Raw genomic sequence first — 19,596 nt, forward strand, 5'->3', positions numbered from 1 at the left:
GTTGATCATTGACGTACACTCGCACTACGTGCCCCGCGGCTGGCCGGACCTCGGCTGGCCGCTGGGGCCCCGGCTCCGCGTCGACTCCGAGCGCGAGGCCACGATCATGGTGGGCGATCAGGAGTTCCGCCGCATTCAGGACGACTGCTGGAACCCCGCGCGGCGGCTTGAGCAGATGGACGCTGACAAGGTGGACGTGCAGGTCGTCTCGCCCACTCCCGTCTTCTTCGCCTATGACCGGCCCGCAATGCAGGCCGCGGGCATCTGCCGGGTCTTCAACGACCTCGCCCTCGACATCTGCACTGATCCCAGGCTTGTGCCGTTCTGCCAGGTGCCGCTGCAGGACGCCGACCTCGCCTGCGCCGAACTCGACCGGGCCATGGCGGCCGGCCACCGGGGTGTGGAGATCGGCAACCACGTCGGCGACCAGGACCTCGACGCCGAGGGCGTCGTGCAGTTCCTCCAGCACTGCGCGGAGGTCGGGGCACCGGTCTTCGTGCACCCGTGGGACATGCCCGATGGGCCCCGGCTCGATCGCTGGATGGCCCGGTGGCTGGTCGGCATGCCGGCCGAGACCCACCTGTCGGTCCTCGCCATGATCCTCGGTGGGGTCTTCGACCGCCTTCCCGACTCGCTGCGCATCTGCTTCGCGCACGGCGGCGGTTCGTTCGCCTTCTGGCTCGGCCGGCTTGAGAACGCCTGGCACCGTCGTTCGGATGTGATCGGGGTGTCGGAGTTCCCTCCTTCGCACTATGTGAACAGGTTCTCGGTGGACTCGGTGGTCTTCGACGAGCGGGCCCTCCGCCTGCTCGTGGACGTGATGGGCGAGGACCAGGTCATGCTCGGCTCGGACTTTCCGTACCCCCTGGGTGAGTCACCGGTGGGGACCGTGATCCACAAGGCGGAGTTCCTGTCGAGTACGGCACAGGCCAAGGTGCTCGGCGGTAACGCACAGCGGTTCCTGGCGTTGGAGCCGAGTCCGGCATAACGTCCCCTAAGAAGGTCAGATCGGCCTCATGGGGTATTTGGGAGAGTGATGATGACCCGCGAGGAATGCGCGGCACTGGACGCCGCCGACCCCCTGAAGCACTTCAGGGATGAGTTCGCCCTGCCAGACGGCATGATCTACCTGACGGGCAACTCCCTCGGCGCCATGCCCAAAAGCGCACCGGAGCGGATCTCTGCCGCCGTCAACGACGAATGGGCCAACCGCCTGGTCGGCGGCTGGAACAGCGCACGGTGGTACAACCAGCCCACGGACCTGGGCGACGGCATCGCGCCCCTCATCGGCGCCGGCCCGGGCCAGGTCGTGGTGGGTGACTCGACAAGCGTCGTGATCTACAAGGCGATGGCCGCCGCCGCACGCCTCAGGCCCGACCGGCGGGTCATCGTCTCCGATCTGAGCAACTTCCCCACCGACCGCTACGTCGTCGAAGGGCTCGTCAAGGGCCTCGGCGGCGGCTATGAGATCCGCGACATCGGCGACCTCGGCACCGCCCTCGGCGACGACGTCGCCGCCGTGCTGCTCTCGCAGGTCGACTATCGCACCGGCGCCCGACGCGACATGGCGGCGGTCACCGCCCAGGTGCACGCCGCCGGCGCGATCATGGTGTGGGACCTGTGCCACAGCGTCGGGGCGTTTCCCGTCGACGTCGGCGACGCCGACTTCGCGCTCGGCTGCACCTACAAATATGTCAACGGCGGCCCCGGCTCACCCGCTTTCCTCTATGTCGCGCCCCGCCACCAGGCCGACGCCGAGAACGTGCTGTCCGGGTGGTATGGCCACGCCGAGCCCTTCGCCTTCGAACCGCACTTCCGCCCCGCCGAGGGCGTCCGGCGTTTCGCCGTCAGCACCCCGCACGTGCTCTCGGGCGTCGCCCTGTCGGCCGCCCTGGAGATGTGGAAACGTGTCGACCTGCACGCGGTGCGGGCCAAGAGTGTGGCGCTCACCAGCCTCTTCATCGACCTCGTCGAGGCCGGCGGCGACCGCGGCCTCACCCTGGCGAGCCCACGCGACCCCGATGAGCGCGGCAGCCAGGTCAGCTTCCTGCACCCCGACGGCTATCCCGTGATGCGCGCCCTCATCGACCGCGGCGTGCACGGCGACTATCGAGCTCCCTCACTGCTCAGATTTGGCTTCGCGCCGCTCTATCTGCGCTATGTGGACGTGTGGGACGCGGCGGCCTTGATCGGGGAGGTGCTGGACAAGGAGCTGTGGCGCGACGAGAGGTATGCCCAGCGGCTGGCCGTCACCTAAGTCATGTCGAGCACCTAAGGCATGTCGAGACCTAGGCGCATCGAGACCTAGGGTGTGCCGAGACCTAGGGCGTGTCGAGCTGCGCCACTCGAGACCCAGAGTGTGCTGAGACCTAGGGCGTGTCGAGCTGGGCCACCAGTCGTTTGGGTGCGACCGAGCGGTAACTCTCGTCGACCCAGTCGAGGAACACCTCGGTGCCGGGGCCGCCCTCGGTGAGCGGGATCGTCACCCAGCCAGACCGCCCGAGGCCATATGCCGTCGGCGTGGCCCCGGGCAGGGAGAGCGCGTGGCCATGGGAATCGGGCAGCTTGACGGTGAACCTCGGCTCCCAGGCGGGTGTGGGATTGTCGGGGCCGAGGAACAGGAAGATCTTCTTATTGACCTTGACGACGGTGTCGCCCCACGGGTGATCCTCGTATGCCTCCGGCATGCCCAAGGCGAACGCCCGGAGCTCTTCGAGGGTGTCCTGCCAGTCGCTCATCCGGCCATTGTGGCCCTCGGCACCGACAGTTTCCGCGAGATGCCGCAGGCCTTTGCGGGAGGATGGCTTTCGGGCACGGCGTCGTGCGCCGCGCCCGAGGCCCATCCCTCAGGGCCGGCCACGTCCCTGGGGCGGCGCGGGTTCAGCGGTCGGAACCCGCGAGCCGCCCGGGGCTTTTGTCGGCAAATGTGTCGGTGTGGTCGAAATTCATCCGTTCATGGGGAAACTCGCTATCCTTGTGCTCGGCACTGAGCTGAGCTTGCCGTTGCAGTTTCCCGATGAGGATCGCTGCGGTGTCCGCGTCCACCGTGTTTGCGTATCCGTCGAACGGCTGACTTCCCGACACCGCACCACGACGAGTGGCATACCAGTTGCCGGCATCGCTATTCCAGATGAACCAGTCAGGCCATTGCCGGCGTAGCTGCTCTAGCTGGGCGGATCGAAGGCGGATGCTCATGCTGTCACCTCGGGGTATGCCCGACCTGGTGGGGGGTCGGAGAGGATTCACAGGCCGGTCATGACCAGGACGCTACGTGCGGCGCTGAGCGATACACAACATTTGTTCATATTTTTTGAGAGATCCACTTTCAAAATGAGCCATGTAATACCGACAGGCTCGATAGGGTTACTCAGCGGCATGATCACGTCTGATGGACATAGTCAGCACGAAGTGCCACAAGAATGGGATGAACCCCTCCCCAAGGGCTCCCACTAACAACGCCCACAACCGGGCCGCCGTCCACCTCCTCGGCGAACACCTCTCCCCAAGGGCTTACCACTAACGAGGCCCACTCGTACGGCGGAGCCCCGGCCGCGGACTCCCGTCACTTGTCCACGATTCCGCCCTGGTTGTGCTGGCTTGCGCCGTACCGGCTTGCGCCGTACCGGCTTGCGCCGTACCGGCTTGCGGTGGTCCGCATCCCTTTCATCGCGCCGGGGGTCCACATGACTGTGGCCCCCACGCCTTGGCGGCGGAGGGGCCACAGGTGCCCGTCAGGGCGGGGGAGTCAGGGGACGTAGACGTAGACCTGGCCCGCGACGTCGGCGATGGCCTTGAGGTCGTCGGCGACGCTCCGCTCGACCTCGGCGGGGTTGAAGGAGATGCCCACCGAGCGCAGGGCCTTGCGGGCGCGGAGGGAGTTCCACACGGCGTTGCGCTCGATGCCCTCGTTCATGAGGCGCCACGTGTTGTTGTCCCACGTCTGCCGCCAGGTCCACAGGACCACGTGCTGGACGCCGTTGCGGAGCGGCAGGTCGACGCGGGCCTTGACCGAGGCCTCGGCGCTGTCGGCGGTGAGCTTGGAACTCGCGCCGGCGTGGGCCAGGCCGATCTCGCGGGCGCCGATGTAGAGGCCGGGCACGCGAGTGGCCCAGTTGCGGGTGCGCAGGCCCATCCAGTGGGCGCGGGTGGCACGGTCGGGCGTGATCTTCCACTGCTGGTAGAGGCTGGTGAACAGGCCACCGGACACGTTGACGGCGTCGACGGCGCCGGTGAGGACATACTGTTCGACGTTGGCCAGCGTGAGCAGCGGATACTTCGCGCGCATGGCCTCAAGGCAGGCCTTGTTGGTGCCGCAGCCGAGTTCGGGGATCACGACGTCGACGGCGATCTGCCGCCCGGCGGGCAACACGGCGCGGAGGGCCGCCGACGCGTCGGCGACGAACTTACGCACCTGGGTGGGTTTGGTGAACCCGCCGCGCATGCCCAGGTCATAAGCGATCTTGACTCCGAAGACACCGGGCTTGGCGGCGTGTTTGGCGAGCCTCGCGGCGGCGGCGTTCAGCTGGGCGCGACCGGCCTGCCAGGAGGCGACCAGATCGGTTTCCAGCCAGATGCGCAGGCCCAGGGTGTTGGCCTCCTTGAGGGCCTGGCCGACCACGTCGCCGGGGGCGACGGTCGGGCTGGGGGAGGGCGAGGCGGTCGGTGACGCGCTCGGCACGGCGGTCGGCGCCGGCGACGGGAGGATCGACCCCTCGACCGTGGGAACGGCTGAGGGATCGGTGGACGGGTCGGGCGACGGGTCCACGACCGGCTCGGGGTCGGCTTGCTCCACGGGCCCGCGGGCGGTCGGCGCCGGGGTGGGCATGGTCCTGCTCAGCGTGTTGTCGCCGCACACGAAGTCGGGGTTCTGCTCACACACGCTCCGCGGCGGGTTGACCTTGCGGCCGCGGGCGTCCTGGCAGGTGTACTTCCCGACGGCGTCGTCCCAGACACACGTGATCTTGCGCGAGCACTCGCCGGCGCCGGCGGTGTCGGAGGTGCTCGTGCCGTCGGCGTTCACGCAGAAGGTCGTCGGCGGGCGCACCTCGGCCTGTGTGGCGGTCGGCTGACCGCCGCCGTCGCCGTGACTGCTGACGAACTCCAGGTTCTCTTCCGGCTCCACCATGTAGAACGTGCAGTTGTTGTATTCCGCGCTGTCCTTCTCATAGAGGTCGGCGCACCGGTCGGTCGCTCCCCCTCCCGGGATCCGGTCGGCCACGGCCATCCCGGTGGGGATGGACACGAGCCCGGTCAGGATGATCGCCACGATGGCGATGATCCATTCCCGTTTGTGCAGGCGCATCCGAGCTCCTCGATTCATTTACACGGACGTCATTACCAGGGGTTAGCAGGGGCGATAGTTGGTCAGAGTGATGCTGAGGTTGTCGCTCTTGCGCACGCCCTTGTTCACGCCCGACCACTGCACGTAGACCGAGCTGCTGTACGGCGCACCGCATTTGACCTCGCTCGGGTAGCCGCTCGTGGCCGCCGTGAGGGTCAGCGACGTGCTGGCTCCGTTGCTCAGCGATCCGCTGCTGGGGGAGACGCCGATGCTGACGCTTCCCGTGCCGGACACCGACCAGGTGACGTCGCCGGTGGCGGTCAGGGTGACCGAGCCCGACGACCGGTCCGCGATGTGCAGGGAGCCCGGAGAGGCGCGGAGCGCGGGCGGCGGCGGGGGCGGCGGCGCCGCCGGCTTGGGGGCGGGGGCGTTGGTCGGCGGGTTGTTGGGCTGGGTCGGGGCGGGACGTTGCGGTTCACCGCCCCGGGGCGGCGGGGGCGGGTTCACGGGGCGGCGGTTCGGCTGCACCTGGTTGTTCTTGGTCGGCCGGGCTCTCGGGGTCGCCTTGGGGCTCGGGCGCCTGGCGGAGGGGGTGGCCGCGGGGCGCCGCGCCGGGGGCGGCGGCGCCGCGGCATGCGGCACCCTGGTGTGCGGCGCGGGTGACCCGGCGGGTGGCGGGGCGAGGGTCCCGTGGGGGCCGGTGGGCACCGGCATGCTCGGCGCCACTTCCGCGCCGCCCGGCGGGGGTGGGGGCGCCTGGAGTTTCACCGGGTCGTCCTGTGCTTCGAGGTGGATGGTGCGCGGGGCGCTGATGTTGGTGGCGGGCACCGTGGGCGGCTGGGCGAAGAGCATGTCGCCGACGAGCAGCATCACGAGGATGCCGGCGGCGGCCACGAGGGCGACGCGGCCGAGGCGGATCGCGGGGCGGGTCCGGTCGGCCGGCGCCTCGTCGTCCTCGTCGAGGTCGCTCAGGTCGTCGCCGTGCCAGTTGTAGCGCGTGGGCGGGGTGGACTCGCGGCCCTTGCGGGCACCGGCGCCGGGCTTCGCGTCGCCGGGCTTGTCACCGCTGCGCTTTCCGCCGCCGGGCTTTCCACCGTCGAGCTTCCCGTCACCGGACTTCGCGTCAACTGAGCGGGCACTACCTGAGCGGGCACTACCGGACCGGGCGCTGCTGGATCGGGCGCTGCCGGCCTTGGCACTGCCGTACGGAGGGCTCCCGGCCGGCGAGGACACGGATCGGGCGTCGGATTCCGGGCCGGAGGCGCCGCGCGATTCGATCTCTTCGTCGGAAGCGGCGCCGGATGAAGGATTGTCGGCAGACTCGGCTTTGCCCAGGGAAGGGGGGCGCTGCTCGTGGGGGAGGTCGTACTCGTTCTCCGCCCAGAAGCGCGCTTCCTCGTCATTCCGCTTATCGGCCTCTAAAGGGTCTTTCTCCTCATGCCGAAACTCGGGTTTCGGCATGGCCGAATCATGGCCATCGCCATATGGGTGTCGCCCGCGCGAGGAGTCAGACATGCCCGCCTCTCCTTATGCCCACCAACCCGGGGGATGTCCTTTGATCCCTGTAAAACAAGGAGTAAACGTGACAGTAGGCTAGCTACGGTGATTTATGCGCATCCATGCGGTTGCTGAGACGGATGGGGATTGTGTCCGTTCTGTAACCGAACGGGCTGATGGGCCGTGCCTCTCGGCTGCTTGCCCAAGATCCAAGGCTCATGGTACGGCGTGCTCCCGCCGTACCGCCGGAGAAGTCGGATATCCGCAACATCGCCCCTGATCGCAGTCAGAGTGGCCGTCACGACCTTTGTCAGGATCGCTCAGTCAGGTTGTCAAGTTCGCTTCCGCCAGACAGGCACCGCAAACCCACTGAAGAGCGGCTACGCCGCGTGGCGAACACTTCCCTCACTGTCCCTGAAAACTGGACATAGGCCCATAAGCAGCTACTAACCCCCGCAACCCCTGTCACAAAATGGTCACAATGTAAGGTCTGTCATTTTTCCTTACTGTCGTTGTCATATTTCCCTGCCTACACTCCGTTTGACGAACTTGACAAGAATGCAAGGCAGTCAGTCAAGACAGCGGTAACCGCTATTCGTCCCTTCGATGGAGTGGAGGCGGTCGTATGGCCGGAGAGACCCTGCCCCAGGTGGTCGAGCGAATCTGCGCACGAGTGGTCACGGCGGCGGAGGTGCGGGTCGCACCCCTACCCCGTGGCGGAGTACGCATCTGGACGGAAGGGTGGGAAAGACCCGGCGACCGCTGGATCGCCGACCACCAGATGCTCCGCGAGCTCCGCCTGGTCGGCTGGGAGACGGTCGTCGAACCCGGCATCGGCCTCATGGTGCTCGGCTGGAACGCCACCAACCTCGCCCACCGCGTCCACACACTGCGAGTCGCCCTCGGCGGCCTGCAGAACTCGCACCTGCGCACCGCCGCCGTCGCCATCTCCGTGACCGAGGGCTACCGCGACGCCTTCCCCGGCTCGGCCCTGTCCGAAATCGAACCGTCGGTGCTGTCCCATATCTCCACGCAATATCTCCGCTGGCCCGCCAGGATCAGCGACATCTCCGGCCTCACCCGCGTCGCCAGGGAATCGGTGCTCGCCCTGCTGCTCGCCCAGGCCGCCCAGCTCGAAAAAGACGTCATGAACCTCTGCGACCAGCACTTGGCGGTCGCCAAGCACACCGTCGAAACCCTCTGGTACGGCCTGTCCCCCGACGCCCCCAGCCAGGAGGCCGCCCGGCACACCGCCCTGCGTGAGGCCAGCCTCCTGACCGACCGCCTGCTGTCCGCACGTCATGCGTCGTGAGCAGACGATGGCCTGGCTCCTGCTCACCCTGGCGATAGTGACGGAGGTGATCGCCACCTCCGCGCTGAAGCTCAGCGACGGGTTCGCCCACCGCGGCTACAGCATCGTGGTGATCCTCGGCTACGTCACCTCCTACATCGCGCTCGGCCGCGCGCTCCGCCTCCAGCTTGAGGTCAGCGTGGCCTACGCGATCTGGTCGGGAGTGGGCACGGCGGCGATCGCCGTCATCGGCGCCCTGTTCTTCCAGGAGTCGGTGAACATCGTCAAGACCGTCGCGATCATCATGGTCATCTCCGGCGTCGCGCTGCTGAACCTCGCCCCCTCGCCCGACCCGGCGGCGAGTGGCGCGCAACCCGTCGTCACAGCCCGGCCCGACGCCGCGGTAGCGCTGGTCAGAGCACTGGGCGACCTCAGCGGCGCCATCACGGACCTCCGCACCCGCGAGCCCGTCGGCACGGCGGCGCCAAGCGTCGTGGCGGCCGACGCCGTACCCCGCATCCCGACAACCAGGTAGGTAGCGACACCGGGAGTGCCCGATGGCCAAGAAGTCGGTCAGCATCGTCCCCCACGAATCGGCCAGAGCGCGGCGGCGCGGCGCGACCGCCTCGCGGCCGCGCAAGGCACTGGTCGTCGCGGTCTGCTCCGGCACGATGGCCCTGGCCACGGCCGACTCGATCGCCGCGGTGCTCAGCCTCACCGCCATGGCCGAACTCGCGGGCACCCAGATCCCCGCCGGCGGGCATCAGTGGATGGGCGTCGCCTACATCGTGCCGTTCGCCGCTCTTCTGGCCGCCGCCGGGCGCCTCGCCGACCTCCTCGGCCGCCGGCTGCTGCTGGGGCTCGGCCTCGCGACCTTCACGGTGAGCGCTTTCGCGGCGGTGGCCTCCGACTCCTGGACGTTCCTGATCGCCGCCCGCGCCGGGCAGGGCATCGGCGCCGCCGTCATGATCCCCGCCTCACTGGGGCTGATGTTGTGCGAACTTCCCGCCGCACGCCGCCCGATGGCCGTGGCGATCTGGACCGGCGCCTCCGGCTTCGGCGGCCTGCTGCTGCACGCCGGCGGCTGGTGGCTCGCAGGAGGGTACGGCTGGCGCGCGCTTTTCCTGCCGATCGTCGCGGCCGGCACCGTATTGCTGCTTTCTGCGACGGGCCTGCCGAGGTCGCGCGGCTCCCGCGGGCGGCTGCCCGACCTGCTCGGCCTGTGCCTGCTGGTGGTCGGCGTCGGCACGCTGACCCTCGCGATCTCCCGCGGCACCGCGTGGGGCTGGACCTCGCCGCAGGTAGCCGGCTGCGCGGCGGGCGGCCTGGTGTGCACGGCCCTCGCCGTATGGCGGGGGCGGCGGCACTCCGTGCCCGTCGTCGAGGGCGCGATGTGGGGCCGCAAGGGGTTCGTGCTCGGGTGGGCGGCTTCCGTGCTCTACGGCCTCATGTCCTTCCCGCTGCTCATGGTCGCGCCGGGTTATCTGCGCGAGTGGGGCTTCGCCTCGGCGCAGGTCGGGCCCATCATGGTCGCCGTCTTCGCCGGGCTCGTCATCTCCGGGCCCATGGCCGGGTGGGCCGGTAGGCGCACCGGCCCCCGCTGGCTGATCTACATCGGGGGATTCCTGATCAGCGTCGCCTGCGTGCTCCTGCTCACCGGCTCAGGCCCCTCGTCGTTGTGGCTCGCCGCCGCGGAGGTGCTCGGCGTCGGGCTGGGCGCGCTCAGCATCGGCGCCTTCAGCGTGGGCACCCTGCCCGCCTACCCCTCGCAATACGCCGCCGCCGTCGGCGCCCACATGACCGGGCAGCAGCTCGGCGGCGTCCTCGGGGTCGCCGGTGCCGCCGCCATCCTGGAGAGCCCGTTCCTGCCCGGGCCGCTCCCCGGCTATACGTCGGTGTTCGCGGCCTGCCTGGCCTGTGCCGTACTCGCCGGGATCTTCGCGCTCACCGCCGTCGCGGCGGAGGCCCGCGCGTCCCGCCCTCCTCGTGAGTCCAGGGCGGCGCGTGAGGCCCGGCTACAGCAGGAGCCGACCGAGATGGTCGCGATCCCCCGGCGGGTCCTCGTCGGCCTGCGCACCGCCCTTGTGGACGTGGCCGCGGTCGCCGACGCCCTGCTGCCGGCCGAGGCGACAGGCGCCGGCGAGACCTTCCGCTGCGACTGCCACCCGGGGCTCGACCCCCTCGCCGCCAGGCTTGTGCACGAGGCCCTCGCCCACGACCAGGTGGTCGCCGAAGCCGAGGTCTATCGGGAGAAGCCACCGATGGCGGAGTTCGCCGCACTTCCGCCGTACGGCGGCGGCCGCCGCAGCATCGAGACCGGCCCCATCCCCGCCGTCCGCGGCACCCTCCCCGGCAGGACGACCGGTCCCATGCCCCGCATCCCCGCCGCCTTCGGCGCCCTCGCCTCCGCGCAGGACGGCGGAAGGTGAGGGGTACGGCGGAGCCCGGCCGGTCCCTGGCCTCGCCGCTCTCGCCTCCGCGCAGGACGGCAGGGCGTGAGGAGTACGGCGGAGCCCGGCCGGTCCCCGACTCGCGTCCTCGCCGCGTTCGGCGCTCTCGACGCCGCACAGAGCCTGAAGAAGGTACGGCGGAGCCGGGGGTCGGCGGTCCGGGAAGTACGGCGGAGCCGGCCCCGGCCCCGCCGTGTCCGGAGAACGGCGGGGCCGGGGAGGTCAGCGGCGCAGGACGGGTGGGTCGATGCCTGAGGCGCGCAGGGCGCCGTAGGTGACCGACTGGTGGAGGCGGGTGCGCCGTTCGATCAGGGAGATCGTGCGAACGCCCGCCCGCCAGCAATGCATGATCATCTCATTGCGGCGGGCTCGCGCGCGCAGTTCGTCGCGTTCGCTCGCCTCCGCCTTGGCCGCCATGCGGGCCAGCACCTGGTGGGCGCGGCGGATGAGGCGGTCCTTGATCATGGTGCCTTGGTGTACGGCTGTCGCCGAGTCGGCCAGCATGGTGAGCAGGCGTTCGCGATCGCGCGTGACAGCTGCGCCGTACATCGCGATGGCCCGGGCGAGGCGGGGACGTCCGATGCGCCCGGTGTGGCTGACGACGTTGGTGGTCGCCCCCGCGCGCCAGCACGCCACGGCGAGCTCGTCGCGCTCGTCGCCCCGCTCCGCGGCCAGGGCGAGGAGCGTGAGCAGGCGCTCCCGCTCGGCGGCCACCTCGGGGAACGCCGCGGCCACCCGCTCGACGCGGGCCCGCGGCAGGCCGCCGGTGCGGGCGAGCAGGCCGACGCTGCTCACACCGGCGTTCCAGCACTGGGCCACGAGGCGGTCGCGTTCTCCGGCGGCGGTGTCGACCCGCCGGGTCACCGCGGTCAACTCGTCGAGGAGGGTGCGCCACGGCGACAGCTCCTCGGGGTGGCGTACGTCGGTGCGGAGCACCTCCTCCCCGGTGACACGGGCGAGTCCGGCGGCACGGCACAACGTGGCGACCTCCCTCGCGCCCGCCATATGCAGGGCGCGCAGGAGGTCGGCCCGCGCGTGCTTGTTGCGCAGCGCCCGGTGCTTGGCCGCGCGCCAGCGTTCGGCGGCGGTTTCGGCCGCCGCGAGGGCGCGTGGCACGACGCACAACTTCAGTGCGCCTTCCTCGCGTAGTCGTGCTACGGGGCGGGCCAAGTGCACCGGGTGCGGGGTCATCACCAGCCATGCCGGTCTTGTCTCCGATAATCGACGACAGAAGTTGGTGAACGCATCGATGACGCCGGTATCCCGGTAGGCGGCGAACTGTGAGGGACCACGTATGCCGCCCGCCATCATCAGGGTGATACCGCCCCCCAGTGGAACGATGTCGCCGAACCAGATGGACGCCCCCGCCTGCTGCGCCTGCAGGCGCAGCTCCGGGTAGCGGTGGCGCCGCCACTGCGCGAGCTCTTCCGGGTCGGTGCCCGCGCCGAAGGAGCGGGGGTGGGCCGGCCAGAGGCCGAGCATGCGCAGCAGCGACGGGACGGCGAACTCGCCAAGACGCACGTTGTAGCGCGTCGCGATGAGGTCGCGCACCACCGCCAGGGTCCACAACGCGCAGGTGAGCCCGTGTTCACGGGGATCGCCGGTGAGCGTCGCGGTGATTTCGGCCATCTGGGGGCCGGAGAGCGTGTGAGGGTGCCCGTCGACCGGGTCGCGGTTCAGCGTCTCCACGTCGCCGGCCCGCGGAATCGGGGGGCCGGTCGCCCCGCGTCTGCACATGTCAGGCGGACGCCTGGCAATGAGTCACGATGCACTGTCAATCAAGTAGCACATGGTGATCTGTCGGCGCAATTCTTGAGCTGTCCCAAAATGTGAGGCAAGTGAGGCATGTGAAGCATGGGAATTGAGGGGTTGAGCTGGGTTGATGCCCCTGGAGTGAACCTCTGGGGTCCGGTCCGAAAGCCGTCCGAAGGCTTTTCGGACTGGGGGCCACTGTGTGTGATTGGGGCGAGGGTGACGGTCTTGTGGCTGCGGGGGCTGTGCGGAAGGAATGAGAGATGGGGGGAAGTGGCCTATTGTGACGGAGAACACAGTGGGGAAAGGCTGATTGCTGGGTTAGATGGGTTTAGCAGCGCAGCATTGCATGGCATTTACCGACTTTAAGTGGCATAGCGGACGTAGCGGGAACAAGCGGATTTATCGTCATAAATCCTGCGATAATTCCTGGGGGGTGCCGGGAGATTGCCTGGGTGCTCGGAAGGTCGCCGTAAAAATGTGCACATTGGCGGCGGACATCGGGAGAGTGGGCCACACTGCCGCGTTCGGGCAGTCACAATGGACTTTCCTGCGGTGTTCGCACCGGCGTGCCAGGTCAGCTGCTCCTTGCTCCCTCGGCTGCCATGGTCCGGGCTATCTCCGAGATGGCTCCGCACACGAAGTAGTCCTCCGGTGCGTCGAACACCACGGTGAGCATGGCGACAAAACTTAGTCGTGGATCGTTCTCCACCCCGTTGAGCAAGTTGGCGACATGTGTATGACTGATGGTGACTCGGCCGCCGGAGGCCGCCGCCATGGCCGCCGCTACCTTCCGTGTCGACCACGGACCGCCGTCCGGGGCACGGGTGGTGCTCCAGAGGTAGCGGAGTTTTGCCGAAAAGTCGTCCATGATCCCTTTTCTTTTTGTCCTATCCAAAACTCGCCCGCGCCGCCGCCTAGAAAAATGTCCGAGACCAGGGGTGTTCACTGTAGTTGACAGCCTCGGAGGTGACCTATCAAAGTGATCTATCTGGCCATATCCCCTCACAAAACAGCACCCTCACAACACGCAAAGGACAATGGTGGGCGATTGGGTAAGCACGTCTGACGATCGCGTGCCCCCCCGGCCCGACCTCCACTTCCCTACAGGGGAGTGGGCGGTCGACGGAGTGGTTATGCATGGCCTGTACTACCGCCGCGGAGCACAGGGGATTCGCGAGGGAGTGGCATGCTGGAACGGTCACCTGCTCTGGCAGTGGGAAGAAGTGGAATGTTCCCTTCCGGTCTTCGACTCCTCCCTGCTGAGCCCATGGAATCTCGTTCTGGCCGAGCGGCTGGCCATGACCACGGCGGCGACGCCGTACGGCGGCGACGGTGACGCCTGGGCGAACGCCTGGAAGGCGCAGGCACTCCTGGCGGGGTGGGTGCCGTTCGCCTCTTTCAGCCTCGACGGTCCCGACGCGCTCTCCTGGTGCGAGCGCGCCGGCGCGGCGGGGCTCATCTACACCTTCGAGCGAGAGGAATACATAGAAGGAGGGAGGATCCGCAACGATCGGCTGCATATCATCGCGGGGCGGGCGCAGACGTATGGCGAACTGTTTGATATCCCTGCGGTCATCGACAGATACCGCGCCGCCCTCCCGGCGGGCCTCGCGGAACAGCAGATCGCACCGCTGAAACAACACCGTGACGTGCCGGTGGCGACCTACGTGTCGGCGAAGGAACGGCTGCTGGAACGCGCGCCGCGTGCGGTGCAGGGGCTGACGCTCGGCCATCCCCTTGAGATGACGATCATGCATGTCGTGGACTCTGTTCCGATCATCGCCGCTCTGCGGCCAGCGGACGACCCGAAGGACATGCCCGTTCTGCCCCCTGAGGCCATGTGGCGCCCACCGATCTCCAGGGTGCAGAGGACCGCCCTCCCACGCTGCCGCCACCCGGACGAGCACGAGCGGATCGGAGCGGCGGGCAACCTTGTGCTCGGGGGCGAGCTGCTGGCCTTCGTCCAGGCCCATTGGCCTGCGGAATTATTGCCTTCGATGGTGCGGAGCGTGGCCGAACTCGCCACGCGCGGCTATGTGCTGGCGACCGCCTATACGCATTATCTGATCACGCCTATCCCGGCCCGCCGTCTGATCAGTCCGGAACTCCACCAGTACATCTGCTGTGTGCTGCGGGGCCTCGGACGGTCGCCGGAGTCGATCCATCTGGACGCGGAGGTCAATCGGGCGTTCCTCCAATCGGTTTAACGAAATCTGTTCCACGAAATCGCGCCGAACCGGCCGACGGATTTCGGTCGGCTCGACGATTCTATGATCACGGTCCGGTCCGGGCTGCCGTTGAAGACCGATCCGGGCCGACAGGGGGAATCTTTCCCGGCCAGTCCCGCATGCTCCCGGCCGATCCGGCAGTAAGCGGAGTGCGGCTGCGGAAAAATTTCACCGCAGGGCGATGTCGATATCGGCCACCGCCTGAAGAGCGGCGTCTCGAAGGCGGCGAAGCGCGAGACCGACATCGATATCAGGCCCTGCCTGCGGGGAGCCTCCGCCGTAGACACCGTGCTGCACCGGCGGGCCGGCGAAATCACCGGGCCCGGCGAAGCCGGCGTAGTCGGCGGGGGTGGGCGCCGAAAGCGGACCGGTCGCGACGACGGCAGGAAACTGCATCGTGGCGGCGTCGTCCGCGGTCGCGTGCCTCGGCAGCGGCGAGTCGTTTTGCCGGCGCGGCCGGGAAAGGTTGTCGAAGAACGGTGTGAACTGTTCTTGAAAGGGCTGTTCTGGGTGAGAGACCGGCTCGGGTCTCGCGTGACGCCCACGCGGCTTCGCCCGGGCCAACTCCTCAAGTTCTATGGGTGTCATGCACGTCTCCTCACCGCGACTACAACAAATCATCGAGGATTTGACAAGTGCCTGTCAGGTCATCGAACTGATCGTAGGCATTGCGGACGGCGATCCGGCAGTCCCATACCACAATGGCAAAGCGATGTGATCTAAACGTGATGCGGCATGCCGTACCGCATTCCCCGGCCTTGAGATAGCGGGGGACCCGTCAGCGTCCCCCGGGAGGCGGCGGCGGCTCCGTCGGCCCGGTGCCATGGTCGTTGCCGTACGGCGAAGGCGGCGGAGGGGCGACAGTCGGGCCGGTGCCCGGATATCCCGTCGGCCGTCTCGTCTTCGGCCTGGGTGTCGCCGTCGGGCGAGTGGCCCTCGTCGGGCGCGGAGTCGCGGGAGCCCGCTTCACCACCGGCGGCTTTCTGGTCGGCCGGACCGCCGGCCGCGTGGCCGCAGGGGGCGGAGGCCCGGGCGGCGTCGCGACGGGCTTGGTGGCGAGAGGCTCGTCGGCTGTGGGGGCTTCCATACCCGGAGGCGGAGGGGGCGTGTCGATCACGGGGCTCGGATCGGCGGGCACCGGCGCGAACGCCGCACTCGTCGTCGGCGAGGCGACCGGAGAGGCCACCCGCCCGGCCTCCGGATCCGGCCACCCGAGCCACACCCCGAACACGATCACCGCCACCACCCCGGACACCGCGACGAGCGGCAGCAACTTCGGCTTGGCGCGCGGGCGCTCACCGGGCGGGGGCGGGGGTTCCTCGTCGTCGTCCTGCCAGGTATCCCAGGCGCGCCAAATGTCGTCTTCTTTGGACACGGGTCTGCCGTAAGGCGGCCGGAGCCGTGCCTTCGAACGGTCGGCGTGCTCCTCGGCCATCCACGTCCTCTTCCCCCGGGGAGTCCCAGTCTCGCTCGGGTCTCAGCGGTCAGATTTTCGCGCAAGATTAACCAGGTAACCATGACATGGGCATCATGTGTCCCAATTGCAGCAGAAATCAGGGTAGGCGAAAAAGACCCGAACGCCACAGTGACCAGGACATAGCTCCACGTGTATGGACATGTCGTGATCCGGGATCTCGGCTATGGTCAGGTGACCATGGGAGGAACTGGTTTGGTGGCGAATGCTCGACTTGTCTATCAGAGCAGGGTTCGCGGATGCCTACTGGGCGGCGCCATCGGCGACGCGCTCGGCGCACCCATCGAATTCGACTCAACCCTCCGAATCCGCCAAAGGTACGGCACAGCCGGCATCACCAGCCTCGTCCCGGACAACTCCGGCCACCTCGGCCTGATCACGGACGACACCCAGATGACCCTCTTCACCGCGGAAGCCCTGATCCGCGCCAACGTGCGCGCCCACAGCGTGTCCGGCGAACTTGGCGGCGGCGACAGCCGTACCGGCTACGGTGACGACCGTGAGGGTTGGCTGGGCCTTGGCGGTGACGAGGCCGACATCGTGCACCGCGCCTATCTGCGCTGGCTCGACACCCAGCAGTATCCCGGCCCGCCGCCCCAGGACGACGGCATACGCAACGGCTGGCTGCGCCGCCAGCACTGGCTCTACTCCCGGCGAGCCCCAGGCAACGCCTGCCTGTCCGGCCTCAGCCACCGCCGCTTCCGCGGCGCCGCCCCCGAGTTCGGCTGCCCCGGCCCTGTGAACAGCGGCTCCAAAGGGTGCGGCACCGTCATTCGCTCCGCCCCCTTCGGCCTGGCCGCCGAGACACCCCGCCACGCCTTCGAGCTGGCCGCCGAGTGCGCCCAGATCACCCACGGTCACCCCACCGGCTACATAGCCGCAGGCGCACTGGCGGCCCTCGTGAACGTGCTGAGACAGGGCCTGCCGCTGCGCGAGGCCGTGGAGGCCACCCTCGACCTCCTCGTGACCTATCCCGCCCACGAGGAAACCGCCAACGCCCTCCAGTCGGCCATAGCCCTCGCCGGGCGTGGCGACCCCACCCCCGAGAAAATCGAATCCCTGGGCGGCGCCTGGATCGCCGAAGAGGCCCTCGCCATCTCCGTCTACTGCGCCCTGGTCGCCGGGCAGCCCGAGGAAATGCGCCGAGCTCTCCTCCTCGCCGTCAACCACTCAGGCGACAGCGACTCCACCGGCGCCATCTGCGGCAACATCCTCGGCGCCCTCCACGGCGACCAGGCACTTCCGGCCGACTGGCTGGTCCCCCTCGAAGGCCGCGCCGTCATCACCGAGCTCGCCGACGACTTCGCCATTGAGTTCTCGGGCCCCGACGTCAAAGACCTCTGGGGGGCCAAGTATCCGGGCGATTGACCGGCCCCCCATTCCCATTCGGCCGATCGCCTCTCGTTCGGCCGATCGCCTCTCGTTCGGCGGGTCGGCTCTCGTTCGGCGGGTCGCTCCTGGTGGGCCGGTCGGCGTGGCGTGAGCCGTACCCCTGCTTGGCTGCGGCGCCGGGCACTCACTCGAATCGAACCGGCGTGCCGGGAGAGGGCCTGGTGCCTTATCGGGAGGTACGGCAGGCCGGTTTGGTCCGGGAGGTTTCCCAGATCTGGAAGAGCTGCCCGCTGACGGGGTCGTAATCCACCTTGGCGCAGACCGGAGCGGTGCTCCTCTTCAGGGTCTTGGTGAGCGCGCGTGTGTCGCACAGTTTGGTGCCGAGCCCGCCTGGGCCGGCATTGCGGGTGCCGGCCGCCCACGCGTCTGCGCACCCTTTGGTGGTGCGGTTGAAAGTCACGATGGTGTAGCCGAGTTTGGCCGAGGACTTCCCCCGCTGGAAGATCACGGTTGTGTTGTTGTGGCGCTTGAGGGTGCCGTAGGCGCTCTTCTGGTCGCGGGGCGGAGTGAGCAACTCGTGGATCACCGGCCGGCCGCCCGCTGTGGCCGGTGGGGTGAATCGCACGGGGACCGGGCCGAGTTCAAGGGCGAACGCGAGGTCGGCCGCCTTGCACGGGGTGGTGCCCAGGCCGTCGCGGTCGACTTTGGCGACGCCTTCGGTCTCCTTCAGGTCGCACTTGGCGGTCACACGGCGGAAATCCACGTCGGTGTAGTCGATCTGCCGCTCCAACGCCCGCGCAATGGGGGTCAACTCGTGTTGGGGCGCCACACCTTTGACTCGCTTGATCTTGGCCTTGGCGGGGGCGACGCGCAGAGTGGAAGGGCCGTCCGACCAGGCGTAGCCGTACACCACGTCGGAGGTGGCGGCAGAGGCGGAGGAAACCGGGAGGACCGTGGCGCACAGGGTGAGTGTGGCGCAGGCGGTGCTAAGCAAACGGAACATGCAGACAAAACTCCCTTATCGGTGTGTTCACCGAATGAGAGTCGTCCGAGTGGGAAAAGGTTCGCCCGCCGGATCAGGTGTGCCGTGTGAGCGAGTCGCAGAGGGGGTCCTCGCGGGTTTCCGTGCTGGTGAACACATACAGCTTGACCTTCGGACGGTTGTCCGCGAACAACACCGGGACCGCCTCGACCGGCAACCTCTCCATCGCGCTCGTCATCTCGGGCGTCGTCGACAACGGCCGGATCGCCAGGACCAGCCCAAGGAGAGCTGCACAGGTGGTGAGAGCGGCGGTTGACCTCTTCATGGGGGGAAGCCCTTTCGGGGAGCATAGGTCTCTTGACCTTGTTCTACTACATGAGGGGTAAGCGCAGTGTTTGATTCCCTGTTGCACCGGCTTTATAGCGAAATGGGGCCACGGCGCATGCTTCATCCGTTTAGGGAGTGTGCGAGTGCGTGTACTAGTGGCGGAAGACCCGGCACGAGCCCGCGTCAGGCGCCCGTCTTGCCATCGATGCGTTCGCGGAGTAGGTCGGCGTGGCCGTTGTGGCGGGCGTATTCGGCGATCATGTGGAGCAGGATGCGGCGCAGGGAGACGGGACGGCCGGTTGAGCGGCGGATGCAGGTCTCATCCAAGGACGGGGCGCGGGCCACGATGTCCCGTGCGGCGGCGCATTCCGCCCGCCACGCCGCGAACGCCTCGTCGACGTCGCCGCCCAGGCTGTTGAAGTCGGCGTCGGGGTTGTCGTCCGTGTAATAAAGATCGGGAAGATTCTCCCCGGCGAACTGCTGGCGGAACCACCACCGCTCCACCTCCGTCAGGTGGCGCACCAGGCCGTGCAGACTCAGTGTGGACGGGGGCACACCCTTTTCGGACAGCCGTTCGCGGGGCACACCCGCGCACTTCAGCTCGAAGGTTTCCCGGTGGTGGTCGAGGAACGCGGTCAGCAGCTCCCGTTCGTCACCCATCTCCGGCAACTCGCTGCGTGAGCCTTCGGCCCATTCGTGTGGATAGATGGGCTGCGGGGTGTCCGTCATGCGGGCCAGCCTGCCACGCACCACCGACAAGAAGCACTTGCATTTGCCCTGCGGAGGCCCCCGTGCTCGTGTGCAGGCACTCCGCCCGGTGACCGGCCGGGGGAGCGCTGAGAAATCGGCTTACAGCTCCCGGTGGGGAAGGCCGGGAGCCGTCGGGACGGGTACGGCGGAAGCCGGGGTAACGGGTCGGTGAGAAAAGGCGCCACCCGTGCTTGGCACCCCGGGAAGACGCTTGGCACCCGGAAGACAA

Annotated in this window: 18 protein-coding genes; 7 read left to right on the top strand and 11 right to left on the bottom strand. The window is 68.4% G+C overall.

The window, feature by feature from the left end:
* Position 1: 1 nt before the first annotated feature.
* Complete coding sequence (locus Ssi02_RS28880; protein WP_204030740.1) at positions 2-988, top strand: amidohydrolase family protein; 987 nt, start codon at positions 2-4, stop codon at positions 986-988.
* Between the two features lie 48 nt (positions 989-1,036).
* Complete coding sequence (gene kynU, locus Ssi02_RS28885; RefSeq protein WP_204030741.1) at positions 1,037-2,257, top strand: kynureninase; 1,221 nt, start codon at positions 1,037-1,039, stop codon at positions 2,255-2,257.
* Positions 2,258-2,369: 112 nt separating this feature from the next.
* Here the strand turns inward: kynU and Ssi02_RS28890 are convergent, their stop codons facing one another.
* The 4 genes from Ssi02_RS28890 to Ssi02_RS28905 all read right to left on the bottom strand — a co-directional run bounded on the left by Ssi02_RS28890 (position 2,370) and on the right by Ssi02_RS28905 (position 6,742).
* Positions 2,370-2,738 carry an MmcQ/YjbR family DNA-binding protein gene (locus Ssi02_RS28890; protein ID WP_204030742.1) on the bottom strand — a complete coding sequence of 123 codons (369 nt, stop codon included), beginning with the start codon at positions 2,736-2,738 and terminating at the stop codon, positions 2,370-2,372.
* A gap of 142 nt (positions 2,739-2,880) precedes the next feature.
* Entirely contained in the window at positions 2,881-3,195 is a 315-nt protein-coding gene (locus Ssi02_RS28895; RefSeq protein WP_204030743.1) for a hypothetical protein, read from the bottom strand.
* Between the two features lie 550 nt (positions 3,196-3,745).
* Positions 3,746-5,302, bottom strand: a complete 1,557-nt coding sequence (locus tag Ssi02_RS28900) for an RAD23 family protein (protein ID WP_204030744.1) — start codon at positions 5,300-5,302, stop codon at positions 3,746-3,748.
* A gap of 42 nt (positions 5,303-5,344) precedes the next feature.
* Complete coding sequence (locus Ssi02_RS28905) at positions 5,345-6,742, bottom strand: hypothetical protein (RefSeq protein ID WP_204030745.1); 1,398 nt, start codon at positions 6,740-6,742, stop codon at positions 5,345-5,347.
* A 661-nt stretch (positions 6,743-7,403) separates the two neighbouring features.
* On the opposite strand from Ssi02_RS28905, the gene Ssi02_RS28910 reads away from it, so the two are divergent.
* From Ssi02_RS28910 to Ssi02_RS28920, 3 genes are read left to right on the top strand one after another with little or no spacing between them, the layout of a single operon-like run.
* Entirely contained in the window at positions 7,404-8,090 is a 687-nt protein-coding gene (locus Ssi02_RS28910; protein ID WP_204030746.1) for a hypothetical protein, read from the top strand.
* Positions 8,091-8,097: 7 nt separating this feature from the next.
* Positions 8,098-8,604 (top strand): DMT family transporter, encoded by a 507-nt coding sequence (locus Ssi02_RS28915; protein ID WP_204030747.1) that lies wholly within the window; start codon positions 8,098-8,100, stop codon positions 8,602-8,604.
* A 22-nt stretch (positions 8,605-8,626) separates the two neighbouring features.
* Entirely contained in the window at positions 8,627-10,498 is a 1,872-nt protein-coding gene (locus Ssi02_RS28920) for an MFS transporter (protein WP_204030748.1), read from the top strand.
* Between the two features lie 243 nt (positions 10,499-10,741).
* Here Ssi02_RS28920 and Ssi02_RS28925 read toward each other — a convergent pair whose 3' ends face one another.
* Positions 10,742-12,208, bottom strand: coding sequence for a hypothetical protein (locus Ssi02_RS28925; RefSeq protein WP_204030749.1), 1,467 nt, complete (start codon positions 12,206-12,208; stop codon positions 10,742-10,744).
* A 640-nt stretch (positions 12,209-12,848) separates the two neighbouring features.
* On the bottom strand, positions 12,849-13,142 hold the full coding sequence (locus Ssi02_RS28930) for a hypothetical protein (RefSeq protein ID WP_204030750.1): 294 nt from the start codon (positions 13,140-13,142) through the stop codon (positions 12,849-12,851).
* A gap of 265 nt (positions 13,143-13,407) precedes the next feature.
* Here Ssi02_RS28930 and Ssi02_RS28935 point away from each other — a divergent pair, with 265 nt between their 5' ends.
* Positions 13,408-14,481 (top strand): hypothetical protein, encoded by a 1,074-nt coding sequence (locus tag Ssi02_RS28935; RefSeq protein ID WP_204030751.1) that lies wholly within the window; start codon positions 13,408-13,410, stop codon positions 14,479-14,481.
* Positions 14,482-14,670: 189 nt separating this feature from the next.
* Here Ssi02_RS28935 and Ssi02_RS28940 read toward each other — a convergent pair whose 3' ends face one another.
* Positions 14,671-15,090, bottom strand: coding sequence for a hypothetical protein (locus Ssi02_RS28940; protein WP_204030752.1), 420 nt, complete (start codon positions 15,088-15,090; stop codon positions 14,671-14,673).
* Between the two features lie 190 nt (positions 15,091-15,280).
* Positions 15,281-15,937, bottom strand: coding sequence for a hypothetical protein (locus Ssi02_RS28945; protein ID WP_204030753.1), 657 nt, complete (start codon positions 15,935-15,937; stop codon positions 15,281-15,283).
* A 237-nt stretch (positions 15,938-16,174) separates the two neighbouring features.
* Here Ssi02_RS28945 and Ssi02_RS28950 point away from each other — a divergent pair, with 237 nt between their 5' ends.
* On the top strand, positions 16,175-17,344 hold the full coding sequence (locus Ssi02_RS28950; protein WP_239129951.1) for an ADP-ribosylglycohydrolase family protein: 1,170 nt from the start codon (positions 16,175-16,177) through the stop codon (positions 17,342-17,344).
* 190 nt (positions 17,345-17,534) lie between these two features.
* Here the strand turns inward: Ssi02_RS28950 and Ssi02_RS28955 are convergent, their stop codons facing one another.
* The 3 genes from Ssi02_RS28955 to Ssi02_RS28965 form a co-directional block, all read right to left on the bottom strand.
* Complete coding sequence (locus tag Ssi02_RS28955; protein WP_204030754.1) at positions 17,535-18,311, bottom strand: hypothetical protein; 777 nt, start codon at positions 18,309-18,311, stop codon at positions 17,535-17,537.
* Between the two features lie 73 nt (positions 18,312-18,384).
* Positions 18,385-18,615 (bottom strand): hypothetical protein, encoded by a 231-nt coding sequence (locus Ssi02_RS28960; RefSeq protein ID WP_204030755.1) that lies wholly within the window; start codon positions 18,613-18,615, stop codon positions 18,385-18,387.
* Between the two features lie 185 nt (positions 18,616-18,800).
* Complete coding sequence (locus tag Ssi02_RS28965; RefSeq protein ID WP_204030756.1) at positions 18,801-19,346, bottom strand: DinB family protein; 546 nt, start codon at positions 19,344-19,346, stop codon at positions 18,801-18,803.
* Positions 19,347-19,596: the final 250 nt, after the last annotated feature.

This window comes from Sinosporangium siamense, from assembly GCF_016863435.1.
GTDB classification, from domain to species: Bacteria; Actinomycetota; Actinomycetes; order Streptosporangiales; family Streptosporangiaceae; genus Sinosporangium; species Sinosporangium siamense.

Excerpts from the sequence above, each read along its gene's own strand:
- kynU (WP_204030741.1), top strand. The coding sequence starts at position 1,037 with ATGATGACCCGCGAGGAATGCGCGGCACTGGACGCCGCCGACCCCCTG.
- Ssi02_RS28890 (WP_204030742.1), bottom strand. The coding sequence starts at position 2,738 with ATGAGCGACTGGCAGGACACCCTCGAAGAGCTCCGGGCGTTCGCCTTG.
- Ssi02_RS28895 (WP_204030743.1), bottom strand. The coding sequence starts at position 3,195 with ATGAGCATCCGCCTTCGATCCGCCCAGCTAGAGCAGCTACGCCGGCAA.
- Ssi02_RS28900 (WP_204030744.1), bottom strand. The coding sequence starts at position 5,302 with ATGCGCCTGCACAAACGGGAATGGATCATCGCCATCGTGGCGATCATC.
- Ssi02_RS28905 (WP_204030745.1), bottom strand. The coding sequence starts at position 6,742 with ATGCCGAAACCCGAGTTTCGGCATGAGGAGAAAGACCCTTTAGAGGCC.
- Ssi02_RS28910 (WP_204030746.1), top strand. The coding sequence starts at position 7,404 with ATGGCCGGAGAGACCCTGCCCCAGGTGGTCGAGCGAATCTGCGCACGA.
- Ssi02_RS28915 (WP_204030747.1), top strand. The coding sequence starts at position 8,098 with ATGGCCTGGCTCCTGCTCACCCTGGCGATAGTGACGGAGGTGATCGCC.
- Ssi02_RS28920 (WP_204030748.1), top strand. The coding sequence starts at position 8,627 with ATGGCCAAGAAGTCGGTCAGCATCGTCCCCCACGAATCGGCCAGAGCG.
- Ssi02_RS28930 (WP_204030750.1), bottom strand. The coding sequence starts at position 13,142 with ATGGACGACTTTTCGGCAAAACTCCGCTACCTCTGGAGCACCACCCGT.
- Ssi02_RS28935 (WP_204030751.1), top strand. The coding sequence starts at position 13,408 with ATGCATGGCCTGTACTACCGCCGCGGAGCACAGGGGATTCGCGAGGGA.
- Ssi02_RS28940 (WP_204030752.1), bottom strand. The coding sequence starts at position 15,090 with ATGACACCCATAGAACTTGAGGAGTTGGCCCGGGCGAAGCCGCGTGGG.
- Ssi02_RS28945 (WP_204030753.1), bottom strand. The coding sequence starts at position 15,937 with ATGGCCGAGGAGCACGCCGACCGTTCGAAGGCACGGCTCCGGCCGCCT.
- Ssi02_RS28955 (WP_204030754.1), bottom strand. The coding sequence starts at position 18,311 with ATGTTCCGTTTGCTTAGCACCGCCTGCGCCACACTCACCCTGTGCGCC.
- Ssi02_RS28960 (WP_204030755.1), bottom strand. The coding sequence starts at position 18,615 with ATGAAGAGGTCAACCGCCGCTCTCACCACCTGTGCAGCTCTCCTTGGG.
- Ssi02_RS28965 (WP_204030756.1), bottom strand. The coding sequence starts at position 19,346 with ATGACGGACACCCCGCAGCCCATCTATCCACACGAATGGGCCGAAGGC.